Here is a 22694-nt window from a genome sequence, read left to right as displayed (position 1 = left end):
TAAGAGATTGGATTAACCTGAACAGTTAATTTTCCGGATTGGTATTATTTACTATAATTGGTATTAGCACTGTTTTGGCATCTCTAGATAGCAGATATAAAAAAGCCCACTGATTTCTCAGCGGGCTTTTCAATGGTGGTGGAGGGACAGGGATTTGAACCCTAGAAACTCCGATATTCATTCTTTAAATAACCTGATATCAATAACTTAATCACAATGCAGACTAAACTTGCTAATGATTGACTTACTAAATTGACTATAGTTAGTGATTCGTAAATCCGTCAAGTAACGCTTCTAAAATATCCTATATTCGTTCACTTTAGACGAAAAGTTATTGCGCTATGAAGGCTACATGTACACTAAATCATTCAAAATGAAATATTACCAGTTAATAGCGGTTTGGGATAAAACTGTCGGTCATAATTTTGTGTAAACTGAAGTCGAGCTAGAAACCTTCAGATACCTTCGAGATAGAAAGCTACAAAGGCACTAAGGAAATAAATGAAACACAATTTTAGAAATAATGTTCACTTGAAAAATAAACGCGACTTTAATGCAACAATCGACCAACTCATTACCGTGACTCTCCGGAGTTCTCAAACTCGTTGACAACGCGAATCAGTGACAATTTTCAAGTGGGTAAACTTACGCGATCATAAAACGACCGACAAGCTTACTGGGTTAGGAGAGCCTGAAACTTCGCATTATGGCAAAAACAACACGAAACGGAACGACCCAGTACCTAAACTGAATTACACAACAAAGCTTATGTAAGGTCTCCTTTGGTTTAGAGACCTTACATGATTTATCAAGATAACCATTGGATAAACCAAGAACCATGTATAATTATACTATTACTTGATTAGCAAACCATTAATGATTTGCTTTTTAAAATTAATCGTAAGTCTCTCCATACACTCATTATTATAGTGAGGCTCACTAAAAGCATATCGGATCGATATACTATCGTTCAACGTTGAAATAAATGCCAAATGTGAACCATTTATCCGATTAACTATAAAATTAAAACCTTCAACAGGTATAGTATCCGCAAACTCTTTGAAATCTATGATCCCTAAATTAGAATTACAGGAGGACCAACTCAACGTATCATCTAATATTGGCGCATTTACATCATCAATGATTAAATCTAAACTTTCAATCTTATTAAGAGATGCCCATATTCTTTCTGAACTTAAATACCTTTCAAGCCAAGAGGAAATACTTTTTGACAAACTCCATACACAATCAAGGTCACTAGGTTGCATGAACATCATACCTGAGTGTGAAAAATGGACTAGGCCTCCAAAATTTGCATCATTTACCTTTTTTCGCATATCAATCGAAAGATTGTGAGTTAAGAGCTTTTCATAACCTTTATCAAAAAAAGTTTCGTAGACTGCCCTTATTTGACAAGCACTTAAATAAGAATTAACAGAAACGCCATTAACTTTACACATTTCAACTAACTTAGAGTAATCTTTCTCGATAACATTGATATCTATAAATTTAGTATTTAAATCACGAGGAGTATCAACGGTACTCATTATTGGTATTGGTGAATATGCTTTATCTAACTCACTAACGTCGACATAATCCATTATCTTAGTCGATTTCAATTTTGCATAGTAAGAGAGTGGTCTAGGAACATCAAAGCTATCACTAAAACTTATTTTATCACTTACTAAGCAGTCATACTCTCGAAGTATATTGGATATAAAGTCGACTCCAGATCTCCCACTTGCAATAGAGTGAGCAAGCGATAGAACTATAGTACTCCCTGATTTAGATTTAAAAAAATTCATTTTCACTTGATAATCATGCACAGGAACATGACTATTCACCACAGTATTGTATCTTTCACTTTTTTCACTAAAATCATCAACGAACTCAGAATGAAAAGGAACACTTTCAGGTTTGATACTTTCAAAAATATATCTGTTATTTAAAAGAGTAACCTTGGAACTGGCTAGTTTATCATTTGCAACCGTAGTATAAAATGCGTTTTTTAAATTTGCCTCATCAACACCCCGCCCCACTTTAATGAAGTAATGTATCGTATGCCATGCAAGTTGTGATAATTCTTGACTTGAAAGTTCACGTAAGACCATTTTTATTCCAACAAAATTATAGCTTTCTAATATGGATAAGATTATAGAAGGCTTTATATAAATAAGGTACATCTCGCCCACCAATATTAGATAGGGAACCACTTTTCAATTATAATTTATAAACTTAAGTTATAATAAAATCAAAAAACGATATCAACTTCCACTTTAATATATAAAACCTTAAATATATAATTTATTTTTAATTAGCTTCTCGATAATATAAAGAGCTTTCCACAGCTAATCGCATTGCATGAGCCATAGCAATAGGGTTTTTAGCTTGAGCAATTGCAGAGTTTACTAGAACAGCATCCATTCCAATTTCAAAAAGCTTTGTCACTTCACATACAGAAATGATTCCAGTTTCACCAATACAAGGAATACTAACCTCATCTCTAACATTTTTCATTGCTTGAAGGTTATATATTCCCACGCCTGTTCCCAGTTCACCAGCTGATAGTCTTAACGCACAACAACCTAGCTCTTCTAGTTTTTTAGCAGCAAAAGGACATGGAGTTATCATAGGCATAACATCAAAGCCATCATCAATTAGAATTGATGCAGCTTCTAAAACATCATAATTATTTGACCAACGCTGTTTAGAATCATTTCTAATATCAAGTTTTACAAATTTTATATCAAATAACTCTCTTAACTTTCTAGCTGTATCAATGGCTTCCTCTACCGTATGTACAAAAGAAGTTGTCGAAACTGGGACATAATTATAGTTTTCTTTATCCAAAGATGAGGCGACATCCGAGATAGTAACTCCAGAACTGCGATCTTTTGGGTTTATAGTTGCGATCAATAACTCAGAACCTGATGCGATAGTTATATCTCTGATTAATTCAGATGTTCCATATTGCTCAGTACCGATCAAGAGTCTAGAAGTCAAAGTTACATCATTTGTTTTTAACCATGGTTTTATTTTATTCATATATCCCACCTATTTACAATTTATACAATTTTCATTTTTATCATAGTAAAATGATTTCATTAATAATGTATCAGAATCAAAAGAAAATATTTTGTTTAAATATTTTTCTTTTTTTCCGATTAGTATTTGAAGAGCCATTGTAGACGCTGATGCTCCAATTACACCCACCATTGGACCAAGTACCCCAATTGAGCTAGGTGTTGGAATAACATTTAAAACATCAAGGTCAGGGTAAAGACATTGATAACATCCACCTTGAACATCAAAAAATGTGATTGCCCCTTCATCTCCCAAGACAGAAGCATTAATGTAAGGAACTTGAAGTCTTTGACAGCTTTCGCTGACTATAAACCTTGTTTCAAAGTTGTCGCATCCAATAATAACCAAATCGTGGCCATCAATAATCGAACTAGAGTTTTCTTTATTTAACCTTGTGTGATAATCAGCTATGTTAACATTTGAATTAAGTTTCTTAAGCTTTGTAGAAGCCACTTCAACCTTACTTAACCCTATGTCATCTTCTCCAAATAATACTTGTCTATGAAGGTTTGACATACTTACGATATCATCATCGACGAGTGTTAAACTACCTACTCCAGCAGTAGAAAGATATAATGAAATAGGACAACCTAACCCACCACATCCAATGATTAGTACTGACGATTTTTGCAATTGTTCTTGAGCTTCATTTCCGATAACTTTTACTTGTCTAGAGTATCTTTCACTCACGATGCTATCCTCCAGCCATAGGTAATATTACTTCTATTTTACAATCTTTGACTATAGTCATGTTAGAATCGTTTGCTCTTATTCCATCTAAGTAAACTAAACAAAATCTGTTAATTTCATCATTAACATCTATTATTCTTGAGTGAACTTCAAGTTTATAATTTGACTTAATAACATTGATTAATGTGCAACCTTGTGGAGCTTCAATAACTTTTGATATACCAATTGCTTTCGGTATATCAATCTCAATATTGACTATTTCATTCATATTTATTCCTCTATTTTAATTAAAAAACCACTTGAATCTTCACACAAGTGTAATTTAGAAAAGTCCTGTATTATTAAATCAGCATTAACCTCCAGTAACTCTTCTTCATCGTGACTAGTTAGCAAAGCAATAGTGAAACAACCAGCAGCTTTAGCTGACTTGACTCCAACGGGAGAATCTTCAAATGCAACACATAGATCAGACGTAATTCCAAGTTGTGTTGCTGCTTTCAAAAATGGGACTGGATGAGGCTTTCCTTTATCAACATCCTCACCGCAAATCATTACATTTGGTAAAGGAAAGCCGGAAGCTTTCATGCTTGTTGTAGCTATACTTCTTGGTCCACTCGTGGCTACTGACCACTTATCTAATGGTATCTTACTAATAAAACCCAAAGCTCCTTTAACTGGTTTTGCACTCTCCATCTTTTCTATTGCAATTGATTTTATTAACTCCTGTTCCTGTATATTATTATATTTCTCATCTACCATGGATAGAGTTTCGTTTACCTTTCGTCCGTGAACATATGGAAATACTTCTGTAAAACTTATACCTTTTAATGACGCCCATGCTTTCCATATATCATCAATCACTGACATTGTATCTACCAATGTAGCATCAACATCAAATATAAAACCTGAACACTTAATTTCTTTCATGATTAAATAACCCCAATTTAAATTTAAACAGATATACCTCGAAAATCGCTATGACTAATTGAATAAGCAGATAAAACTTTATGGAACTTATCTAAAGCAGTCTTACTATCAGGTGCCACAATTTTAATGTTCGTTACAATAAAATTTTGAACTAATAAAGAGTAAATAACATCTGACACTTGATATTCATTTAAATCGATAGCTAAATATAGTGTATCTTTCTTGAAAATAATATAGTTTTTCATATTCCCTCTTTTAATTTCCTTACTACTGAACACGGGTTTCCTACGGCAACACAATCATTAGGGATATCGTTACAGACAACACTCCCAGCTCCAATTACAGCGCCTTCCCCTATTGAAACACCAGGTAAAACAATCACCCCATAACCAATCCATGCGTCATTACCAATTTGAACAGGGGCGACTTTCAAACGTTCTAATTCGTCTTGCTCGCCTCGGCTTTCTGTCGCATGACCACTACAATCCATAATAACTACGTTTGGGCCAAACATAACTCGCTCACCTATAGTGACCGATTGATATGAACAAATTGTAGTCCCTTGTAATGCCGTGTTGTTCCCGATGGTTATTTGTCCATAGTTCCCATCTTTAATAGCTACACAAGTTAATTTTGTTGGACCTGAAGGAAAAGCAGGAAGTACCGTTGATTCAATATAACAACCAACTCCAATCTTGATACATTGATTAACCGACGATAATATCGATATGGACGTGTCTTCTGAAATTCTGGTCAAGTTAACAACAGGACAGCCCGAAAAACTAACCCAAGGCTCTATACCAAAATATTGACCATAACGATCCATTATTTGCTCATCGGTTAACATAACGTCAGACATCGGACAGAGTATTCTTTTTGATTGATACTTCACTTCATCTCCTCTTAAATGAATTTGGCACTTCGGTGATCATTCCATCTTGCAAAAGTAGCACTCGATCAGTAGCCGCTATTGTTTCAGGACGATGTGCTATCATCAATATTGGAAGTCCAATCTGCCTAAATGTTTGGCAAACTAACGATTCCGTATGTATATCTAAACTGCTCGTTGCCTCATCCAATATCAATAATTCAGGTTTCTTGTATAATGCCCGAGCAATTAATATTCGCTGTTTTTGCCCCCCAGATAAACTTGAACCCATTTCGCCAACAAGAGTATGATATCCCATATTCAAACGCTCGATATCATCGTGCACCCCCGCCTTTCGAGCACACTCTACTAACCATTCCTCATCCAAATCAGAACCAAAAAAAGTAATATTTTCAATAATAGAACCACTAAATAACTGATCTTCTTGAAGAACTGCACCTATACGTTGCCTGACTTCTTTCATTGATAAATTAGAATTTCCAAAAAAACCAATGTGTCCATCCGTTGGTTTATAGATTCCTAATAACAATTTCGATATTGTTGACTTCCCACACCCAGAGGGACCGATAAGAGCAACTATTTCGCCTCGCTTAATACAAAACGATGCATTAATTAATAAAAGGGGATCATTCGCACCATAAGAAAAAGAAACACCCGAAAAATCAATCAATTCCTCATAATTATTCGTCGTACTTGACTGGACAGCTTTAAATCCGTAATCATTATTTCTTTCTTTTTGGGTAAGTACGATGTCGGCAAGCCGTTCGTTATAAACAGACAGCATTCGATATTCAAAATACTTATCAATTAGAGAACTGATACTGCCTGAGAAGCGACCTTGATAGGATAAAAAAGCGACGAGCATCCCAATAGTAAATTGCCCACTTAACACCAAATTAGCACCAAACCAAAGTACGGAAGCAGACACTATGCTGATAATGGTGATGTTTATCGTGTTATAAATCATTCCCAATTTAAGTTCATAAAGCTGGGCATTTCTTCTCTTGATATTCAAATTCCGCCAAGAAGACTCTCGCCAAGGTAGCGTCCCATTAACTCGCAAACTTAGAACCCCTCTCACGGTCTCCAAGAAGTAGCTTTCTTCCTTAGTATTTGCTTCCCAAGTATTTTCTTCTGCTCGTTTAAATGTACCAAACCATGCAAAACGTAAGATCACATATACAAGTGCAGCTATGATTGCAATTACGGAAAGCGTCGGGCTGTATAAAAGCATAACGGTTAACGTGCCAACCACTAACACAAGATCTAACAAAGCTTGTATCACGCTGGTAGTCAATGTATTTTGAATTACGTTAATTGCCGCAAATTTAGCACTGATATTGCCAATATCACGTTTTTCAAACCACTCAATCGGTAAGCGAAACAAATGATGAAAAACGTTAGCTGTCCATTGCATATTAAAATTGACCGATAATGTAATAGTCGCCCACTCCTTTGCAAGGCCAATTAATGTTTGGGTTGCTGCAATAAGAAGAATGGAAAATATTATCAAAATAAGTAAATTCTCATCATAGCCGACTAATACTTCATCAATCACAATTTGGTTAAGCATTGGCAATAACAGAGCAAGAGCCTCCAAAACCAATGCAAACAGAAATATTTTAATAAGAGACGACCTTAATCCAACAGTTTTACCTATCAGTTCCGAAAGCTTCGTCTTTTCTTTCTCATCAATCTTCTTAAAGTCATGTGTTGGTGATAATTCAAGAGCGATACCAGTAAAGTGTTTGTTTACATCAGACAGGGTAAGGTTAACCACACCATTAGCAGGATCGTGGATGACAACCTTTTTCCCTTTCACTGATTTCAAAACCACAAAATGGTTTAGGTTCCAATGAAGAATACAAGGTGTGCTTAATTGCTCTAATTCATTAAGATCAAGGCGGACGGCCCGTCCTGACAGGCTTATCAATTCTGAACATTCAATGAGCCGAGAAAACGACATCCCATGCTGTGTAATACCAAACTTTGCCCGTAAATGCCTTAAGCTGATTTGATGTCCATGCCAATCAGCAATCATAGCGAGGCAGGCAACGCCACATTCAGCGTTTTCAGTTTGACGTACCAACGTCAACTTTTTACCCATCCCCCAATCTATTTGGCTGTTCATTTCCACAATCTATATCTTCCCTTTAATCGTATATAGCGGCTCTAATATCCATTCGTAAATCTTTCGTGTATCAAGCTCTATATCACCGACAACCGTCATGCCAGAAACTAGACTTTCTTCTCGTCCATAAACAGTAATCGTTGGCTTTGATAGCTCTACTTTGATTTGGTATAACCCCTCGACTTCGTTATTTTTAATCAAACGCCGATTAGCAATCATTTCAGGAGCGACGGAAGACTTGGAAACACTCGTGATCATGCCAGTCTGGACACCAAATTTTTCATAAGGGAATGCGTCAAACCTTAATCTAACTTTTTGTCCAACTTTCATAAAACCGATACTACGACTAGGTGCGTATAATTCGACAAAAGCTTTTTCACTTTCTGGAACAAGAATAAGTAGCGGTTGATCATTAACAACAGAATGCCCCTCTTCTGCCAAGATTGATGCCACAATCCCCTTAATTGGGGAGCGTACTTGACTATCACTCTGATACAAAAATTCAACTTTACTCTGAGTCATCGCCTCTAATTGTCTATCAAGATCTTTAAGGCTAATACTTAAATTTATATCGAGGTTATTCAAATTAGTAACTAGGCTTTGTTTCTCTCGCTGTAACCTTTGCAGGTTTAAATTATGAGTTTCTACCTGAGACTGCTTGGATATCAAATCTAATTGTTGTTTTTGATAATCAAGTTCTGATATAAAGTTATTTTTTAAAAGAACTTTTTGTTTATTTACCAACTCCTTAGTTAGCGCCAACTCATTTTTGGACAAATTCAATACATTTCTTAAAATGTTCGTTTCGATGTCTAAGCGAACAATATCTTCAACTAAAGCTTGACGTTCAAAATCAACCCTTTCTTCTTCTTGTTGCCTTCTTTCAATGATTAATTGATACTGACTCTCGAGTGATGCTAAAATCCTTTTTTTAACACCTATGCCCGACTCGTCAAAACGTTCCGTTTTAATTTCATAAAGTGGGGTAAGACTTTCAACTCTATCGCCTTCTTTTACGAACAATTTTTCTACATACCCAGAATCGTTGGCTTGCACCTTCACCATCCCCCCTAAAGGACTGACAAGACCAACCAAGGTTTCTCTTCTTGTATATTCGCCCATCGTGATAAAGGCAACCACAGCAATAAAAACCAACATAGAAAGGAGAAGATAAATATTTTGATTAAACGAGTTATTGAGTAAAATGGCACCCTCATTAGTTTGTTTTTGTGCTTCAAAAAATTCGGGACGATATAAATGTTTGGCTCTTGCCACCATATGATCGATCTCTTAATCCAATTCTATAATTGCAATACGATTGTTTTCTTTTTGAACTGATTTTTTATTTATCTTGGTAGATGATATATCTGATCCGCATTGACAAATTTTAGTTCGACAACGAGTCGGATTCGTCGGGAGTGTAATTTCATTATCATATATAGAGCCGATCGCACCATCTTGCATACACCACGCTCGATAGATTTCACCGGAAAAAGTAACCACTATACTCTCGACACCTGCGTAACAATCCCAGCCAATAAAGTTGATTTGATTATTAATCAGCAGATCAAAAGTGGATAGCGTCCCTATTGAACCATCTGTATATTCAATATCTAAGGACGATCTTGGCTCTGGTAGATTCTTTTCATCAGGTCTCCCCCGAAAGGTTTGCATTAATAATTCTTGCTCTTCGGTATAAGTATATTTTTTTGTGATGCCACCATGACCGAAACCTTCATATAGAGGTTGTAATGCAATTGAGCATTTAACTTGCTCTTTTAATTGCAATGCAAATAGATAGCAATCTTTAAATCTATTCGGCTCCATCATTACATTGACGTGTAAACGAGTATTACTGGAAGCTTCTAATATTCTTGCTACTTCAACAAAGTGAGCTTTTTCTCGAATATCATTGATATGGAAACTCAAGCTTACACCATTTAAAAATTGAGCGTTTTCAGTCCACCACTGCAAAGATTTCGAACCATTTGAAACAATACAGACTAAACCATCATTTTTATGGATATGTTTTATAAGATCGCCAAAATATCTAAGTAGAGTAACTTCACCACCACCAAACTCAAAATATGGTTTCAGCTGCAACCTATTTGATTGTTCTAGTATTGTCTGTATAAAATCGACTACAACTTCATACGAGGGTGCTTTAATAGATCCACTATTCAAATCTGAATGACAGTAATCACACTTGTAATTACAGTTATTAATTAAAGCCCAGTTCACAGAAAAACAACCATCATTAGAATTAATCTTATACTTCATATTTACTAAACCTTTTAAATTCACAATTATTTTATATTTTAAAACAAAGAATAATAACGTTGAAGTTGAATGAACACTTTTAACTTACTGAAAAATCATTAATTATAAAAAATAAGCAATGAAAAGGTAAACATAAATATTGTGCAAGGTATGAGGAAATGTAATTATGATAACATTAACTAAAAAATTAGCATGAAGACATCTAAAATATAACCAACCATAAACAGAAAAAGATAAAAATGATACTAACCATAAACCAATGCTATTCGAAATACTAGAGCCCATTGTCGAGTGTAATCCCGCCCAAACAACGCCTAATGCTATACATGATGCGTTCTGACTTATAAAAATTATACACACCCTTAAAATAAGTATAGAAATTATACTTTCAATAACTGGGCTAATTAATACAAATAAAGCAAGGCTGTATTCAGCTTTTTTATAAACCTCCTGATCTTCAATTGAAATTAAATTAACAATCAATTGTATGATAAATGAAGTAAAAATAGTAAAAACTGAAATGCAAAGACCAGTCTTGAGTACATAATTTACTTTTACATTCAAAGTTAAGCTCCATTGAAAATAGGGCATGTACAGTCAGCCTGCCCTATTGATTATTGATTACTAATTAATATTAGTAACCATATCCACCTCTTGAACCACCGGCTTGCATCATGCCACCACCAGAATCTAAACCATAGCCTCCATAATTTTGATTGGTACCTGTACTGACTCCAGAGTTATTACTATAATTATTGTTGCCACCTAGCGCATTATTAAGATACCCAAGGCCTGCACCAATCACTTCTCCAGCGATATATCCCTGAATACTTGTTTTGATAAAGCTACCACCATCCCCCCCACCATCGACCATCAAAATTTCGTCTGTATTTAGGTTATACATATTAATTTCCTTTTTATTAATACAGTAAAAGAGTACTGCGCTCATCTATGTTAATTCGAGAACTATCGAGTTAACCAGTTTTTCTTCTTTCCTAATAATTCGTCAATATAACCTATTAAATTTGGTAGCCAAATAATGGTTTCTAGCACTAACGAAAACAGCGGAGCTTTAAGTATTTGTCTTATATCGGTCTGTGATTTTAATTCGTAATCGTTGATATACAAATTAACTAAATATAAATATAAAACCATATTTATTAAACCCAGCACAACCGGTATCCAAATTTTAAACATAATCATAAACATCAATAATATAAAACTAGATGGAAATATGTACTGAGTTGCTGTAAAAATGAACCATGGAGTAGAACATAGACCCGCTAACCAATGTGTTTTCCAAGCGACAACGTAAGCTTCCACACGCCCTCTCGCCCATCTTCTTCTTTGTTTAAATAAGCTTTTTGTATCAGTTGGACATTGAGTTGTTGCTTTGGCTCTTGGTGCATAACCCGTTTTATACTGGTTTGAAATTGCTTTCCAACACCATGCGATATCTTCAACTAACCATTCACTCCATCCACCTAGCTCTTTCACAACACTCGCTCGGTGGGCAACAAAAGCTCCTGCCAAGACAGGTACGCATCCTAACCTATCTTGTGCTGCTCTTATCGCTCCATAAAAACTAATATGCTCATAATGTTGAAGTAGACCAATAAAACTCTCTTGATAGTTATTTGGCGTAATATACCCACACACAGCTGCATAACGTTCATCAGACCATAATTTTTTGACTAATTCTCGAATTCCAGTTTCTTCAATAAAAGTGTCACTATCCACAACCACATAAACTTCGCCAGTAGGAATACCTAAGTTAAGAACATAATCTAAAGCAAAGCCTTTCCTACCATCATTATTAGGTTTTTTAATTAGTTTATAATTTTGATTTCTTTCTATCGTCAACCACTTTTCTACCTCTTTGGTTGTTCCATTTGTAGAGCCATCGTCAATTATTAAAATTTCTAGTTGGTATGGATATTTTTGGTCGTCTAAAAATGATAAAGCTTTCAATAATAATTTTGAATCTTCATTATAATAAGGCACAAACACAGAAACTGAGGGTGTATATAAAGAATTCACATTTTCCGATTTAAATTTGTATGATAAAAACAAGACAATAGTAGTCAACAAAGTGATAGATGATGTCGTAACTAAGTAGATTTCAATTAAATCCAACATACATTCACCCTTAACAATATTTACTAATTAGTTTATTTATTGAATCTTTCGAGTATCTAGATTTTATAAGGTAATCGTCATTCAAAATGACAAATGATGAGTAATTAAATTCTCTAAGTTCAAATTTTATATCACCGACGATTAGACCTTCTCGCTGCGCAAGTTCAGCAATTTTCTGTTTAAAAATATCTGAACGAAACTCACCTAAGTTTCTACGCTGAGATGACGTCAACAAGTTCTTTACTTTCCCTGCCAAATAAATATTATTACTACTTATATCTTTCACACCTAATTCTTCTAGTATTGCGAGATTCTCTTGACAATCAAGTTCGTTTAAAAAACCTTCAACCAAGCCCTTTGAATTTTGTTCAGAAATTCCCTCACTGAACGTTGTATATTTGTTCAATGTTGTTATTAAGTTCTTCAACCAATTATAAATTAGTAAATGGTCATCCCATACGCCTCCGACACCATCGGCAAGTACATAATTACCAAAATCAGGGACAGCCGTAATGGTTCCAAAATCTAAAAACCGACCGTCAATTCCAATATTAGAGCTTGTTAACGAACCATGTGGTATCCCTTTAACCCTAGAAAAAGCGACTTGCTTCGCTATTCGAGAAATAATCAGACTCAAACAATTTAAAAGTTCTTGTTTAGAAGAAAGCTCGAACTCACTAATACCTAAAGATCTCGGTAGATATTTAATTGACTCTCGCACCCTATCTGCATCATCGACTCGAAGAAACATATTTTCATGAGATGGCCAAAAGAAAGTAGCTCTTTCAAAATGAGCAGGCCGAATAGAAAACTCTCGAATTGCCAAAGCACAAGGTTTTTTCGGTTTACCATCTAAATACAAATACTCTTGATTTACATTAGTTTTTATAATCGCTAACGTTCTAATAGCTCCTAATGGCAGGTGTTTGTGACATACTTCCCCCCAAATAGCTTCTGCAATAGCTTCATCTAAGAATAATTTACCGTGAGAATGGGATTCACTCATATTTTGAGCCAAAAGAGGAGTTAAACCAATACCTTTAATTTGGAAATAACCATCAAACCCGCAGCGAGCACTTCCACCATTACATACTTCATGTCTTGAGCCATAACGATCAGCCCAAAAACTCTTACGTGTGTTATTCATTACTCGGTTGCTGTTGGTATAGCCCTCCGAGACATAAGAATATTGTTCTAACAAAAATTTTTCTATTTCTTCGACTGAACCATTGAAGCCATACGTATTTAATAGATCAGTATTTAACCATACCAGTTCCGAGTTCTTTAATCTTTTTGTCTCAAAATAAGCAAAAGAAATTTCCGGTAATTTTTGATTAGAAATATCGAATTGGTCAGCATTGTCTTTAAAATTATTTTTAATGAAGTTAATTTCCATAATCACTTTTCCTATTATGCTTAACTACAAAACCGGCCTGATTCCGAACACAAATATTGACCGTATTGAATGATATATCGGCTTGACTTCGAGCTCTTCGATACAAGTTACGTATTACAGTTTGAGATAATGAATTATCAACAATCGCAAAATCGACAATGATAAGATATTTCCCTTCATTCCAGCACATCGGATGAAGAGCAAAACGCTCTTGAGTAAAATATTCGTTTAGTGTTTTTCTACTTACCCACGCCCAAAGAACATACCCAGAAGGATCAAGATCGCCATCGTTTTTTATAAATAAGTACTGGTCATGAAGAATTGCGGGTTTAATCCAATGTATAAATGAACTGATATTTATACTTTGTCTGTCTGTGACTTTTGCTGTGATTTCTAAAAACTGCCCTAATTCTAGAAGTAACTCATTTTTAAACTTACCTCTTGGCTCTCTGCGACTAAACAACTGATTTACTTCAGCACTTTGCAATTTATACTTTTGTTCTCTCTTAAGCATTTTCCGACCAGTAGGTTAAATTTCTTATCTAATGCATTGAATTAATGAACCTAATGCCCCTTCCGATATTATTTTTATATGCTACACCACCGAACATGCGAACTCTAATGCACTGCATCTTTATTGATATATCCATCCCAAATATAACTACGGGTTATAAGATATAACCGCTCATGATCACAATTTATAAATTACGGACAATGTGCATTCAAGATAAGCACCCATTGTAGCGGGTGAGATCGTGAACGTTTTTTAATCAAAAAAATGATCGATTTGACGATCACATTTAGCTGTGATCATATAACCCCTTTTAGAGATAGCATCGTGCACATTGGTCACTTCCAAGAACATTTTCAAACGATTATCGACCAACGCAAAGGTGTAAAGGTGTAAAGATCACATATTGCCTTTTTGAAGTCCTTTTGGGCTCGCTATGTGCGGTGATTGCAGGCGCGAAAGGTTGGTTTGATATTCGTGAATACATTCTCGGTCATCATGATTGGTTTAAGCGTAATGATATGTTTTGGATGGTAATCTTGCTGATGACACGCTAGCTCGTATCATCTCTACCATTGAACCCGAGCAGTTCCAAAAGTGCTTCATTAACTGGATGTAATCAATACATACTCTTACCGAAGGTCAAGTAATTGCGATAGATGGCAAAACACTTCGAGGCTCTTACAATCGTGAAGACAGGGCGAGCACCATTCATATGATTAGTGCTTATGCATCGTCAAATAAGCTCGTGTTGGGACAGCTGAAAACCGAAGAAAAAAGTAATGAGATTACCGCGATCCCTGAATTGATAAAGATGCTCGATATCAAGGGAACCCTTGTTGGCCTGTCAAACCAAGATTGCCAAGGTCATTGTAGAGCAAGGTGGTGATTACTTGCTTGCCGTAAAGAGCAACCAAAGAAAACTGCGACAAGCAATAGAGAAAGCGTTCTCATCTCAACGAGCAAACGTGGCTGACGACCTCTCTATTGAACAAGGGCACGGTCGTGTAGAGTCTCGCCAATGCTATGTTTTTGACAGCACCCAACTTAAAGGTAACTTCTCGCTGGAAAGGCTTAAAGAGCATTGTAATGGTTGAAAACTTCCGCCTTGAGAAAGGCAAATCTGTCGAGCTAGAGTACCGTTATTACATCAGCTCTAAAGAACTTAGTGCAGAGCAAGCGGCGAAGGCAGTTAGAGAATATTGGGGAATGGAGTCAATGCACTGGGTACTTGATGTCACCATGAATGAAGATGCGTGCCAGATATACAAAGATCACGGTGCGGAGAACTTATCATGCTTACGTCATATGAGCTTGAACATGCTCCGAGAAGAGCCAACCAAGCTAAGCATAGTAGGGAAACAAATGCGATGTATGATGAATACGTCCATGCTAGAGGCAGTATTAAGTGCTGGTTTTAGTCAGGTGGTGAAAAACCAGGCACTCATGCTGTAGCCCTGCCCATTGTAGGCGTACTGAAGGGTTAGTTTTTTTGCTTGATTCGGTGGAACTAAATCCAGAACCTACGATTTGAACGGCGACATTCGCCACACGACCGGTCTATACCTAAACCTCGTTATAAAACAATCAACTTTAGGCAATAAACCAATCACTCATTGGCCGAAAATCGCTGTCCTTTTTGGATTGACAAAGAAGCGTTAAGAAACTAGACGCAAGATAGACATATTAAGCGTGGGAAGCGACATCGATAAAGTGATTTAGGTATTACATTAGCACTTCAATTATTCAACGACTCAATGTTGAGATCGCCCCCGCACGACACGCTGTTAGAGAGCCACGTGGTTTGATTGAAAATGCGCTTTTTCAAGGGCTTTGTTGTGTCATTAAATTCGTAGATAGACCTACCCAATTTGCATCTTTGTTGGTCAATTTTACGATGTTCACGCATACCTAACCCATTAAATTTGTTTAGCGTTTTATCATCGCGTAAGTTTCATCAATTCGTGTATTGTAATTTCTTGGCTTAATCGTCCCTCTAGCAAATGTTTAACTCGATACATCGCTGTTTCTGAGAGTAAATGTTTGTCCTATCTATACCGTTCTTTCCAAAACTGATTTGAGCCGTATAACTTCTGGCAACCCACTGCGATATTTCAAGGGCGTCAACGCTCCCAGAAGGCTACACCTTCTATTGGCGGAGTATGCACAACGGCTTGCTTAATCTTAATAACTGCGTGACAAGCTCTTGTGTTATAAACGGCATCACCAGATACTTAGGGTTTCGGTGTATTTGTTTAAGTAAGTTCAAGAGCACTTCTCCATCTGTAACCGTCGATAAACTTAGCTCGGTTACAATTGTTTCATGAGTGCTAGCATCGACGGCAAAATGCAGCTTTCGCCTAACTCTACGGTTGCCATCCGCCCCTTGTTTTTTTACTGTCCCTTTACCATAAACCTTAAGGCCATTAACAACTAGATGCTCTGCTGCTCCCCTCATTTCGATCTTAAATGAGACCTCAATTTGAATTGCGGCCGCCCACTTATCGCCTCTTATTCAATCCAGAAGGTCAGTGAAGCACGGTTAATAAACGACTGGTTGTTTTGCAATAAGGTTTAGCCATAAGGCTACAAGAGGGAGTTAATCTAGCAGATCTGAGCGTAGGTTCTAGATTTAGTTCCATTGAATTGCGCGACAAAGCCATGTCCCTTGTAAGTTTGTAGCGCTTTTTGAGCGATTTACATTTCAAAATCAAAATATTCATTTGATGAAAGAACCGCACAATGATGCCAATTTTTCATATTTTGGGTGTCAGATTAGCTACATTTGGGCAAAATTCGGCTATCTACGGACACGTACTGAAGGCGAAAACGATAATTGGTAATTTTGAGTGACATGAATTTAATAAGCAGCTATCGACAAGTAGACCTGACGCTCGTTAGCTAGCAAAACAGAATCGGGGGGCTTAAACTAGGCAATGTCACTGCTGCAGTTCGTTTTATTACCTGTAGTTAGTTGTAAAACTGCACAAGTATTCCAGAAGCTATATATAGGGAGTTATGCGGTATTTTAGTAAGTGCTATAAAACGAAGGTCAACACATTGCTGCATTTAGCAAAGATAAACGACCTCCCTTTAGGATTTATAATTGATACCTTGAAAGGCAGAAGCGTCCTCAAGCAAGATGAACGCTATAAAAAGCGCGACGGTCAGCGTGTTGTTTGGGGCGAAGCTGATATAAATTGCTCTACCGCTGCTTTTCCTCTGGAAACCCTAAAAGGAAAACGCTTAAATTCTTTGGCTATATGCTTCACACCTGAGCAATTGCTGCGCTTTCTACAATATGATCGATGTTCAATCTAGCACTCTATAAAAGAAGGTAACAACGTGTTAGAAGTAAGTGACTAACCATTGTAGTTTATTATCTCCATATAGGGCATCATTACATTTGTCATTCTGTAATGCTTTACATACTCCCAGAGCTTCCCTTGCTCTAATCTGTTAGCTCTTTTTGCCTCTGTAAGTGCTTCAATCGCGACATCAATCCCGATCTTGTTGCGGAACTTAAAGCAATCAACAATCGTCCGCTCAACGTCCGTTACTAAAACAGGAATACCATCAACTTGTGTTGAGATCACCCCCAAATCCGTCACGTCCCTGGTACGAACAATCTTAATGCTTGGGTAGTCAATATTGGGAGCCCTATCATCTTTTTTAATGCTGAGCCATATCTGAAAAGGTGCATGGGTAGTGAGATTATGGTAACTGAGTGCTGATAGAAGGCAGATAACCCCTTTTTTCGCTCTGACACTGACCTCAGCAAAAGAGTGCATCTCCGATTCTTCTCTACCCACATACCCGTAGAGTCCTCGCTGTAGTTTTTCTATGTCACCTTTTTCCACAGCGCGAGAAAGGGCGGCACGAGTTACATTGAATTTTGCAGCGTCTGAGGTGGTGAATATGGATAGCTTTTTAAGCTTATCGAGTTGTGATGGATTCACTTTTAATGATACGTTTCGTCATACTTAATTTGTAATATATGCCAAAACGTAACATTTTTCTATCATTCCTTAGATTGTGCAAACAACACTACTATTGGGCGAAAATAGCTAAACCCTTAAACATAGCCAACTTGCTACATATTAAAATGATTCAGATAAACAAAAAATTATGAATTTCACATTTCAATAGATAGTGTTGCAAAAGACACCCAACTAAACATTATTAACTAAATTTAATGGTTAATTTTGGTGTTTTTTGCTGGTTAAGATTTATTGATAAGTTAAATTGATTGATTGGTTATATTATGCGATATCTCTTAATTACTTTTTTAAGCGATTGTTATTTAAGCAATAATGTTGAGGCGTGTATTTATTTTATAGTAAAATCATGCACTTATGACTTATCAATGTTATTGACGATTTTTTTGTAAATCTGTAGCGTAGATCTCAAATAAAAATGAGGTTTGCATCATGAAATGCAGAGATAAGTTTTTGTTTCGCACGGTAGCAGAAACAATGTTCGAACTTGAAAAAGGAACTTACGCTAATTCAACAATAAAAGCATGGAGATCTAAGTTAAAACGTATCGTAACGTTTTTCGGAGAACTAGACATTCGAGATATTGTACGAAGCGGTATTCTTCGCTACTTACATGCACATAATGATCTTACAAACAAAACGCTCCCATTAGCTGTAATCCATTCACACTGAATGACATAAATAATTTAACTCACCAAGCAGCAGCTTGCTCAAGTGTTAAAAATGGGGTCCTTCTGGCTTGCCATACAGGGCTTCGAAAAAGTGAGTGGTTGGCACTAGTTGTTGATGATTATGACCCAATAAAAAGAGAGCTTAAAGTCGAGAGAGCTTGCGTAGTTAATCACTTTAAAAGGCCAAAAACTACGGGATCAAAGCGTAGGATTCAATTGTCTAAGACAGCCCAAAAGATAATTGAAAACCAGTTAAGTTTAATCTTTGGCTTAGCGGCTCAAGAAATCCATATCACCGAAAATGATCAAAAGACCCGAACCAAACTTACCGCAAAACCTCTATTCCCTAATCTTGATACAGGGAAATTTTACCAAAAAGATAAAGCAATAGATCGCACCTTTAAAAGCTGGCTCGTTGCAGCCAACGTCGCTCATCGAGGTGCGAGTCAGGCCCGTCATACATTCGCATCTCAGGCTATTTTAAGTGGGGCAAACCTTTATTGGATAAAGTCTCAATTAGGGCACAACACGCTAGATATGCTTTATAAGCACTACTCCCAATGGATCGAAGAAGACGCAAAAGACTACCCCAACCTGATTGATTTGCACTTTCAGAAAGCTGCAAATTCGATCGACAAACCCATCCTTTAATTTGCCTCATTCCGGTGTCTCGACACCGGCTTTCAAAAAGATAACGACATCGTAACTAAGGACACTTTCGCAACACTTTTACTGCGTAAAAGATGAACGAAAGCTTCTTGGTGGGGGCTACGCCCCTCAACCTCAACACAACAACACACAAACCGAGGACTACACAATGAAAAATAAAGCCATCACATGCTTTTTTTCAACGCTTCCGTATTCCGGCACAGCAGAAAAACAGGCCAAGCTTAAGAAGTCAGCAGGACATAGTATCCGAGATGAAAATGCGAAATCTGAAACCATTGAATGGAATCCAGATCTCAGTCACCTCAACGAAGTATATATCAACAACCAATGGACGAAACTTGATGAATTGAGCAATGACGATAAATCCCAGTTTATCGAATCTATAAGACTTCCTCAGAAACCTCAAGAAGGCCTAGCTAAATGTAAACAAAGAAAGAGAGCATATAAGAAGAAACTAAAAGCCGCTTTACAATCAGAAAAGGGAAATACCGAGGGGGCTAATTTTATCGCTAAGATTTTAGGCACCCCTGAACATGTCCCGCTTAAACTAGACTCTTTGCTTAATGAAGCTAGGAGTATTGATTTCTCTCGCAAGAAGCAGAGGCTGAACGCTTTTGAGAAGTACATTTCACTTCATAACAAACTGGTTTCGTTCCCTAAAAATTTGAACTCAAACTTGGTAGAAGAGTCGATTTTTGTCATTCCACACCGAAATGAAGTTTCTCAGGATCTTCTTTGTGGCCGTGAAATGGCTGAAGCACTGATGGATTATTACCGCCTCTACTTCAAAGAATATGAAGTCATCTCAGTATTTGTTCATAGCGATGAAAGAGGTATCAATGAAGATACTGGGGAGCATGTCCACCTCTTTCTTAACGCGCAAAATAGCCGAACTAAAGAATGGGATCTTAGAGTAGCCAAAGCAAATCTAGCTCAAATGATGAAGAACTTCTTGGACCGTTCACACTCGCCAATTCAATACAGAAAAGGAGCGTGCTTTACAAGAAGGGAGCAATCAGAGCATGGAGCGCTGTTGCAGGAATGTTTTCGGCGGTTTATGAATAAAAACCTCTTCATAGAAAAAGGATTGAGCATGGAGTTCAATCAAGAACTTCAGAAAGATAAACAAAAAGTAAAAGAAATGCGCCGGCAAGGAAAGCAAAAAAAGTGAAAGGGATTGTAATTATCACACTAGAATGCTGGAAAAGGAGCAACTACAAATTGAGCAAACAATCTCATTGAAGCTCGAGGAGTTGATCCAATTAAATCAACACATCAACGAAGTTAAAAATCAACAAAAGGAGGAACAAGAAAAAATAAGAAGATTACATGTAGATATAGACTTACTACGATCGGACACAAACACTGCAACTAATCAACTGGATACAACCTCTACCGCTCTATCAACAGTCAAAGAACAGCTCAAAACGGCAGAATCAAAAGTTCTACACAATGAAGAAATAAATGAACAGTTAGAGAAATCGAACTCATATCTAAAAAAGGTGATCGCTAAACTGACTCATACCGTTGTTGATACGTTAGCTCCCATCTTTCAAGATTTGATGAAATCATTTGTCTTTGAACAAAGGGATGAGAAAGAACTACTGACTTTATTAGAAAGAAGGATGTCAGCTCACATGACAAAATTGGATGGAAACCCAATACAGCAGGCACTTGTATGTGGGATGAAAGACGCCCTCCTAGATAATAGGGAAAACCTGAACACTGCTTCCCCCAAAAAACGGAGAATGAGTGCCGACCGAGAGTTTGATTGATAAGGTCTTCATAATAATTTAAAAGGTAAATCTCGTGAGCTCTAAGGTGTTCACGAGATTTGGTTTTTCAAAATGACATTGAGATTCAGCGCTTTATATTAACTTGAATTTCTACTCCTGACACACGATGTACGAAAGTAAAATGCTCTTGGCTTCTCGTGCTAATAAGAACAATCCCTTTCTTTGACATAATGGTCCAATAAGGTAGAACAAAGGCATCAAAACACTCTACGTGTGACATGGGTGGAGGGCTTACGAGCTCTGCAATTTCTCTCAGTGTTTCAAAGTCACCAAACAGTGCCTGCTGTGTTTGCCAATCTATTCCTAATGCCATTAATGACATAGATGTTGTGCTTGGTTTATCTTCGAGGCGCTCAAAAAGCTGATAGAGGCAGTGGATATCTTGATAGTTATACTGTTTCGATAAAGCAAGCAACGAGGTTTCATCCCCTTCAAAATAGCTTTGCTTGAACGCCTTATAAACCGTGTGCAACTCATCATAGTTGAACTTACTCATGTGAGCCTCCCAGTTGAAGTGAGAACTGGTTAACCGCACTAAGCATAAGTTTCAGTTTTGTTTGCTTACCATATCGGCCAAATGTCATTGAGGGGTGATGATGGCCAACGATATCAGCGACTGTAGACTCAGCCACTTCCTTTTGCTTAAGAACATCAATGAAAGTGTGACGGAGGGAGTACGCAGTAGGGCGTTGCCCTGCTTTCAATCCGATCTTAGATAGGAGTCTGCCGAATTGTTGGCAATATTGTTGGCTCCAGTCCTTGTTGAGACCCAGTGACTTGTAATCGAATAGACCGGTTTTGCTATTGTTCTTACGAAGCTCAACATATTCAAGAAAGCCATGTTTGATTAGACTCTGATGAATGGGGACTTGTCGCAGAGCATAACGATTCTTGATCCGCTGTCCGTGGCCTTCATCTGTTACGTTTAAGTAAGGGAGTGGACCGCTAACGACCACGTCTTCTGTACGTAGCTGACACACTTCATTCGGCCTCATACCCATGTACGTGAGCAATAAAGTAACCCAGTAGAAACCATTATCCACTTGCTGAAACTGCTCAGATGAGAAGAGTGTTGAAAGCTGACTCTCTGACCACCTTGAGCGCTGCTTATCAGCTTTTATAGACTTCTTGAAAGTCGCTTTGATATCTGCGGACACGTTTCTTTCAATCAAAGACATGGTCGCACACCAACGTATAAATTGACTTAACGCCGCGTAATAATCTTTACAGCTTTTTGCTGAAAGACTAGAGCTATTGAGAGTCTTAATGTACTCCATCAGTGTCATCGCAGTTATTGTTGATAAACCAGATAGCGCAGTGCTCTCAAAGAAGAAGGTAATGCGCTGTTTCAACTGATGGACAGTCAATGCACTGACCCGTTGAACCCCTTTGAACTCTAGAAAGTGTTCTAATGCTTCAGTCCAGTGCTTTTCTTCACTCAAACGCTTAGAAGTATGACTTATGGAAGGCATACAACCTAAATGTAAGCGATCTGTAGTGGCATAGTGAATTT

The 22694-nt window shown here is 37.0% G+C and carries 22 protein-coding genes and 2 pseudogenes; 6 read left to right on the top strand and 18 right to left on the bottom strand.

What is annotated here, in order from left to right:
* Positions 1-854: 854 nt before the first annotated feature.
* From BCU75_RS07145 to BCU75_RS07080, 14 genes are all read right to left on the bottom strand, one after another.
* Positions 855-2111: a hypothetical protein gene (locus BCU75_RS07145; RefSeq protein ID WP_157933900.1), complete on the bottom strand. Its 1257-nt coding sequence runs from the start codon at positions 2109-2111 to the stop codon at positions 855-857.
* A gap of 199 nt (positions 2112-2310) precedes the next feature.
* Positions 2311-3045: a hypothetical protein gene (locus tag BCU75_RS07140; protein ID WP_102473360.1), complete on the bottom strand. Its 735-nt coding sequence runs from the start codon at positions 3043-3045 to the stop codon at positions 2311-2313.
* A gap of 9 nt (positions 3046-3054) precedes the next feature.
* The gene (locus BCU75_RS07135; protein ID WP_157933899.1) at positions 3055-3774 is read right to left on the bottom strand and encodes a HesA/MoeB/ThiF family protein; all 720 of its coding nucleotides are present in this window, start codon (positions 3772-3774) and stop codon (positions 3055-3057) included.
* A gap of 4 nt (positions 3775-3778) precedes the next feature.
* The gene (locus BCU75_RS07130) at positions 3779-4042 is read right to left on the bottom strand and encodes a hypothetical protein (protein WP_102473358.1); all 264 of its coding nucleotides are present in this window, start codon (positions 4040-4042) and stop codon (positions 3779-3781) included.
* 2 nt (positions 4043-4044) lie between these two features.
* Entirely contained in the window at positions 4045-4701 is a 657-nt protein-coding gene (locus tag BCU75_RS07125) for an HAD-IA family hydrolase (RefSeq protein WP_102473357.1), read from the bottom strand.
* A gap of 23 nt (positions 4702-4724) precedes the next feature.
* Complete coding sequence (locus tag BCU75_RS07120; RefSeq protein WP_102473356.1) at positions 4725-4946, bottom strand: hypothetical protein; 222 nt, start codon at positions 4944-4946, stop codon at positions 4725-4727.
* Positions 4943-5593 (bottom strand): DapH/DapD/GlmU-related protein, encoded by a 651-nt coding sequence (locus BCU75_RS24685; RefSeq protein ID WP_277868902.1) that lies wholly within the window; start codon positions 5591-5593, stop codon positions 4943-4945. Before BCU75_RS24685 ends, BCU75_RS07120 begins: the two co-directional genes overlap by 4 nt.
* Before the next feature lies 1 nt (position 5594).
* Entirely contained in the window at positions 5595-7721 is a 2127-nt protein-coding gene (locus tag BCU75_RS07110) for a peptidase domain-containing ABC transporter (RefSeq protein WP_198593409.1), read from the bottom strand.
* Positions 7722-7730: 9 nt separating this feature from the next.
* On the bottom strand, positions 7731-8999 hold the full coding sequence (locus tag BCU75_RS07105) for an HlyD family secretion protein (protein ID WP_102473354.1): 1269 nt from the start codon (positions 8997-8999) through the stop codon (positions 7731-7733).
* 12 nt (positions 9000-9011) lie between these two features.
* Entirely contained in the window at positions 9012-10001 is a 990-nt protein-coding gene (locus tag BCU75_RS07100) for a radical SAM protein (protein WP_102473353.1), read from the bottom strand.
* 634 nt (positions 10002-10635) lie between these two features.
* Positions 10636-10905, bottom strand: coding sequence for a hypothetical protein (locus tag BCU75_RS07095; protein WP_102473352.1), 270 nt, complete (start codon positions 10903-10905; stop codon positions 10636-10638).
* 62 nt (positions 10906-10967) lie between these two features.
* Entirely contained in the window at positions 10968-12140 is a 1173-nt protein-coding gene (locus BCU75_RS07090) for a glycosyltransferase family 2 protein (RefSeq protein ID WP_102473351.1), read from the bottom strand.
* Between the two features lie 10 nt (positions 12141-12150).
* The gene (locus BCU75_RS07085) at positions 12151-13536 is read right to left on the bottom strand and encodes a protein adenylyltransferase SelO family protein (protein WP_102473350.1); all 1386 of its coding nucleotides are present in this window, start codon (positions 13534-13536) and stop codon (positions 12151-12153) included.
* The gene (locus BCU75_RS07080) at positions 13526-14050 is read right to left on the bottom strand and encodes a toxin-activating lysine-acyltransferase (protein WP_102473349.1); all 525 of its coding nucleotides are present in this window, start codon (positions 14048-14050) and stop codon (positions 13526-13528) included. Before BCU75_RS07080 ends, BCU75_RS07085 begins: the two co-directional genes overlap by 11 nt.
* Before the next feature lie 440 nt (positions 14051-14490).
* Between BCU75_RS07080 and BCU75_RS24815 the strand changes: the two genes are divergently transcribed.
* From BCU75_RS24815 to BCU75_RS24805, 3 genes and pseudogenes are all read left to right on the top strand, one after another.
* A complete protein-coding gene (locus BCU75_RS24815) occupies positions 14491-14604 on the top strand; it encodes a hypothetical protein (protein WP_425336948.1) in 114 nt (37 codons plus the stop codon).
* A 65-nt stretch (positions 14605-14669) separates the two neighbouring features.
* A pseudogene (locus BCU75_RS24810) lies at positions 14670-15144 on the top strand (ISAs1 family transposase).
* Positions 15137-15502 carry an ISAs1 family transposase gene (locus BCU75_RS24805; RefSeq protein WP_372201310.1) on the top strand — a complete coding sequence of 122 codons (366 nt, stop codon included), beginning with the start codon at positions 15137-15139 and terminating at the stop codon, positions 15500-15502. The pseudogene BCU75_RS24810 and the gene BCU75_RS24805 overlap by 8 nt, the downstream one beginning before the upstream one ends.
* Before the next feature lie 445 nt (positions 15503-15947).
* Here the strand turns inward: BCU75_RS24805 and BCU75_RS24360 are convergent.
* Both BCU75_RS24360 and BCU75_RS07065 read right to left on the bottom strand, forming a co-directional pair.
* Positions 15948-16538 (bottom strand): annotated as a pseudogene (locus BCU75_RS24360) (transposase); the annotation flags it as partial.
* An 871-nt stretch (positions 16539-17409) separates the two neighbouring features.
* Positions 17410-18006: a type IV toxin-antitoxin system AbiEi family antitoxin domain-containing protein gene (locus BCU75_RS07065; protein ID WP_102473347.1), complete on the bottom strand. Its 597-nt coding sequence runs from the start codon at positions 18004-18006 to the stop codon at positions 17410-17412.
* Between the two features lie 686 nt (positions 18007-18692).
* On the opposite strand from BCU75_RS07065, the gene BCU75_RS07060 reads away from it, so the two are divergent.
* The 3 genes from BCU75_RS07060 (at position 18693) to BCU75_RS24525 (ending at position 21160) form a co-directional block, all read left to right on the top strand.
* On the top strand, positions 18693-19367 hold the full coding sequence (locus tag BCU75_RS07060; RefSeq protein ID WP_339385707.1) for a tyrosine-type recombinase/integrase: 675 nt from the start codon (positions 18693-18695) through the stop codon (positions 19365-19367).
* A gap of 166 nt (positions 19368-19533) precedes the next feature.
* Positions 19534-20556: a hypothetical protein gene (locus BCU75_RS24530; protein WP_241905359.1), complete on the top strand. Its 1023-nt coding sequence runs from the start codon at positions 19534-19536 to the stop codon at positions 20554-20556.
* A gap of 25 nt (positions 20557-20581) precedes the next feature.
* Complete coding sequence (locus tag BCU75_RS24525) at positions 20582-21160, top strand: hypothetical protein (RefSeq protein ID WP_241905358.1); 579 nt, start codon at positions 20582-20584, stop codon at positions 21158-21160.
* A gap of 85 nt (positions 21161-21245) precedes the next feature.
* Here the strand turns inward: BCU75_RS24525 and BCU75_RS07050 are convergent, their stop codons facing one another.
* Both BCU75_RS07050 and BCU75_RS07045 read right to left on the bottom strand, forming a co-directional pair.
* Positions 21246-21677, bottom strand: coding sequence for a hypothetical protein (locus BCU75_RS07050; RefSeq protein WP_102473346.1), 432 nt, complete (start codon positions 21675-21677; stop codon positions 21246-21248).
* On the bottom strand, positions 21670-22694 hold a 1025-nt coding region (locus tag BCU75_RS07045), incomplete at its 5' end, for a site-specific integrase (protein ID WP_102473345.1). The genes BCU75_RS07050 and BCU75_RS07045, both read right to left, overlap by 8 nt.

This window comes from Vibrio splendidus (assembly GCF_002873455.1).
Classification (GTDB): domain Bacteria; phylum Pseudomonadota; class Gammaproteobacteria; order Enterobacterales; family Vibrionaceae; genus Vibrio; species Vibrio splendidus_J.
This window is presented reverse-complemented; position numbering and strand designations above follow the sequence as displayed.

Excerpts from the sequence above, each read along its gene's own strand:
- BCU75_RS24805 (WP_372201310.1), top strand. The coding sequence starts at position 15,137 with ATGGTTGAAAACTTCCGCCTTGAGAAAGGCAAATCTGTCGAGCTAGAG.
- BCU75_RS07140 (WP_102473360.1), bottom strand. The coding sequence starts at position 3,045 with ATGAATAAAATAAAACCATGGTTAAAAACAAATGATGTAACTTTGACT.
- BCU75_RS07090 (WP_102473351.1), bottom strand. The coding sequence starts at position 12,140 with ATGTTGGATTTAATTGAAATCTACTTAGTTACGACATCATCTATCACT.
- BCU75_RS07100 (WP_102473353.1), bottom strand. The coding sequence starts at position 10,001 with ATGAAGTATAAGATTAATTCTAATGATGGTTGTTTTTCTGTGAACTGG.
- BCU75_RS07085 (WP_102473350.1), bottom strand. The coding sequence starts at position 13,536 with ATGGAAATTAACTTCATTAAAAATAATTTTAAAGACAATGCTGACCAA.
- BCU75_RS07105 (WP_102473354.1), bottom strand. The coding sequence starts at position 8,999 with ATGGTGGCAAGAGCCAAACATTTATATCGTCCCGAATTTTTTGAAGCA.
- BCU75_RS07125 (WP_102473357.1), bottom strand. The coding sequence starts at position 4,701 with ATGAAAGAAATTAAGTGTTCAGGTTTTATATTTGATGTTGATGCTACA.
- BCU75_RS07130 (WP_102473358.1), bottom strand. The coding sequence starts at position 4,042 with ATGAATGAAATAGTCAATATTGAGATTGATATACCGAAAGCAATTGGT.
- BCU75_RS07080 (WP_102473349.1), bottom strand. The coding sequence starts at position 14,050 with ATGCTTAAGAGAGAACAAAAGTATAAATTGCAAAGTGCTGAAGTAAAT.
- BCU75_RS07095 (WP_102473352.1), bottom strand. The coding sequence starts at position 10,905 with ATGTATAACCTAAATACAGACGAAATTTTGATGGTCGATGGTGGGGGG.
- BCU75_RS07145 (WP_157933900.1), bottom strand. The coding sequence starts at position 2,111 with ATGGTCTTACGTGAACTTTCAAGTCAAGAATTATCACAACTTGCATGG.
- BCU75_RS24525 (WP_241905358.1), top strand. The coding sequence starts at position 20,582 with ATGCTGGAAAAGGAGCAACTACAAATTGAGCAAACAATCTCATTGAAG.
- BCU75_RS24530 (WP_241905359.1), top strand. The coding sequence starts at position 19,534 with ATGAAAAATAAAGCCATCACATGCTTTTTTTCAACGCTTCCGTATTCC.
- BCU75_RS07120 (WP_102473356.1), bottom strand. The coding sequence starts at position 4,946 with ATGAAAAACTATATTATTTTCAAGAAAGATACACTATATTTAGCTATC.
- BCU75_RS07110 (WP_198593409.1), bottom strand. The coding sequence starts at position 7,721 with ATGAACAGCCAAATAGATTGGGGGATGGGTAAAAAGTTGACGTTGGTA.
- BCU75_RS07050 (WP_102473346.1), bottom strand. The coding sequence starts at position 21,677 with ATGAGTAAGTTCAACTATGATGAGTTGCACACGGTTTATAAGGCGTTC.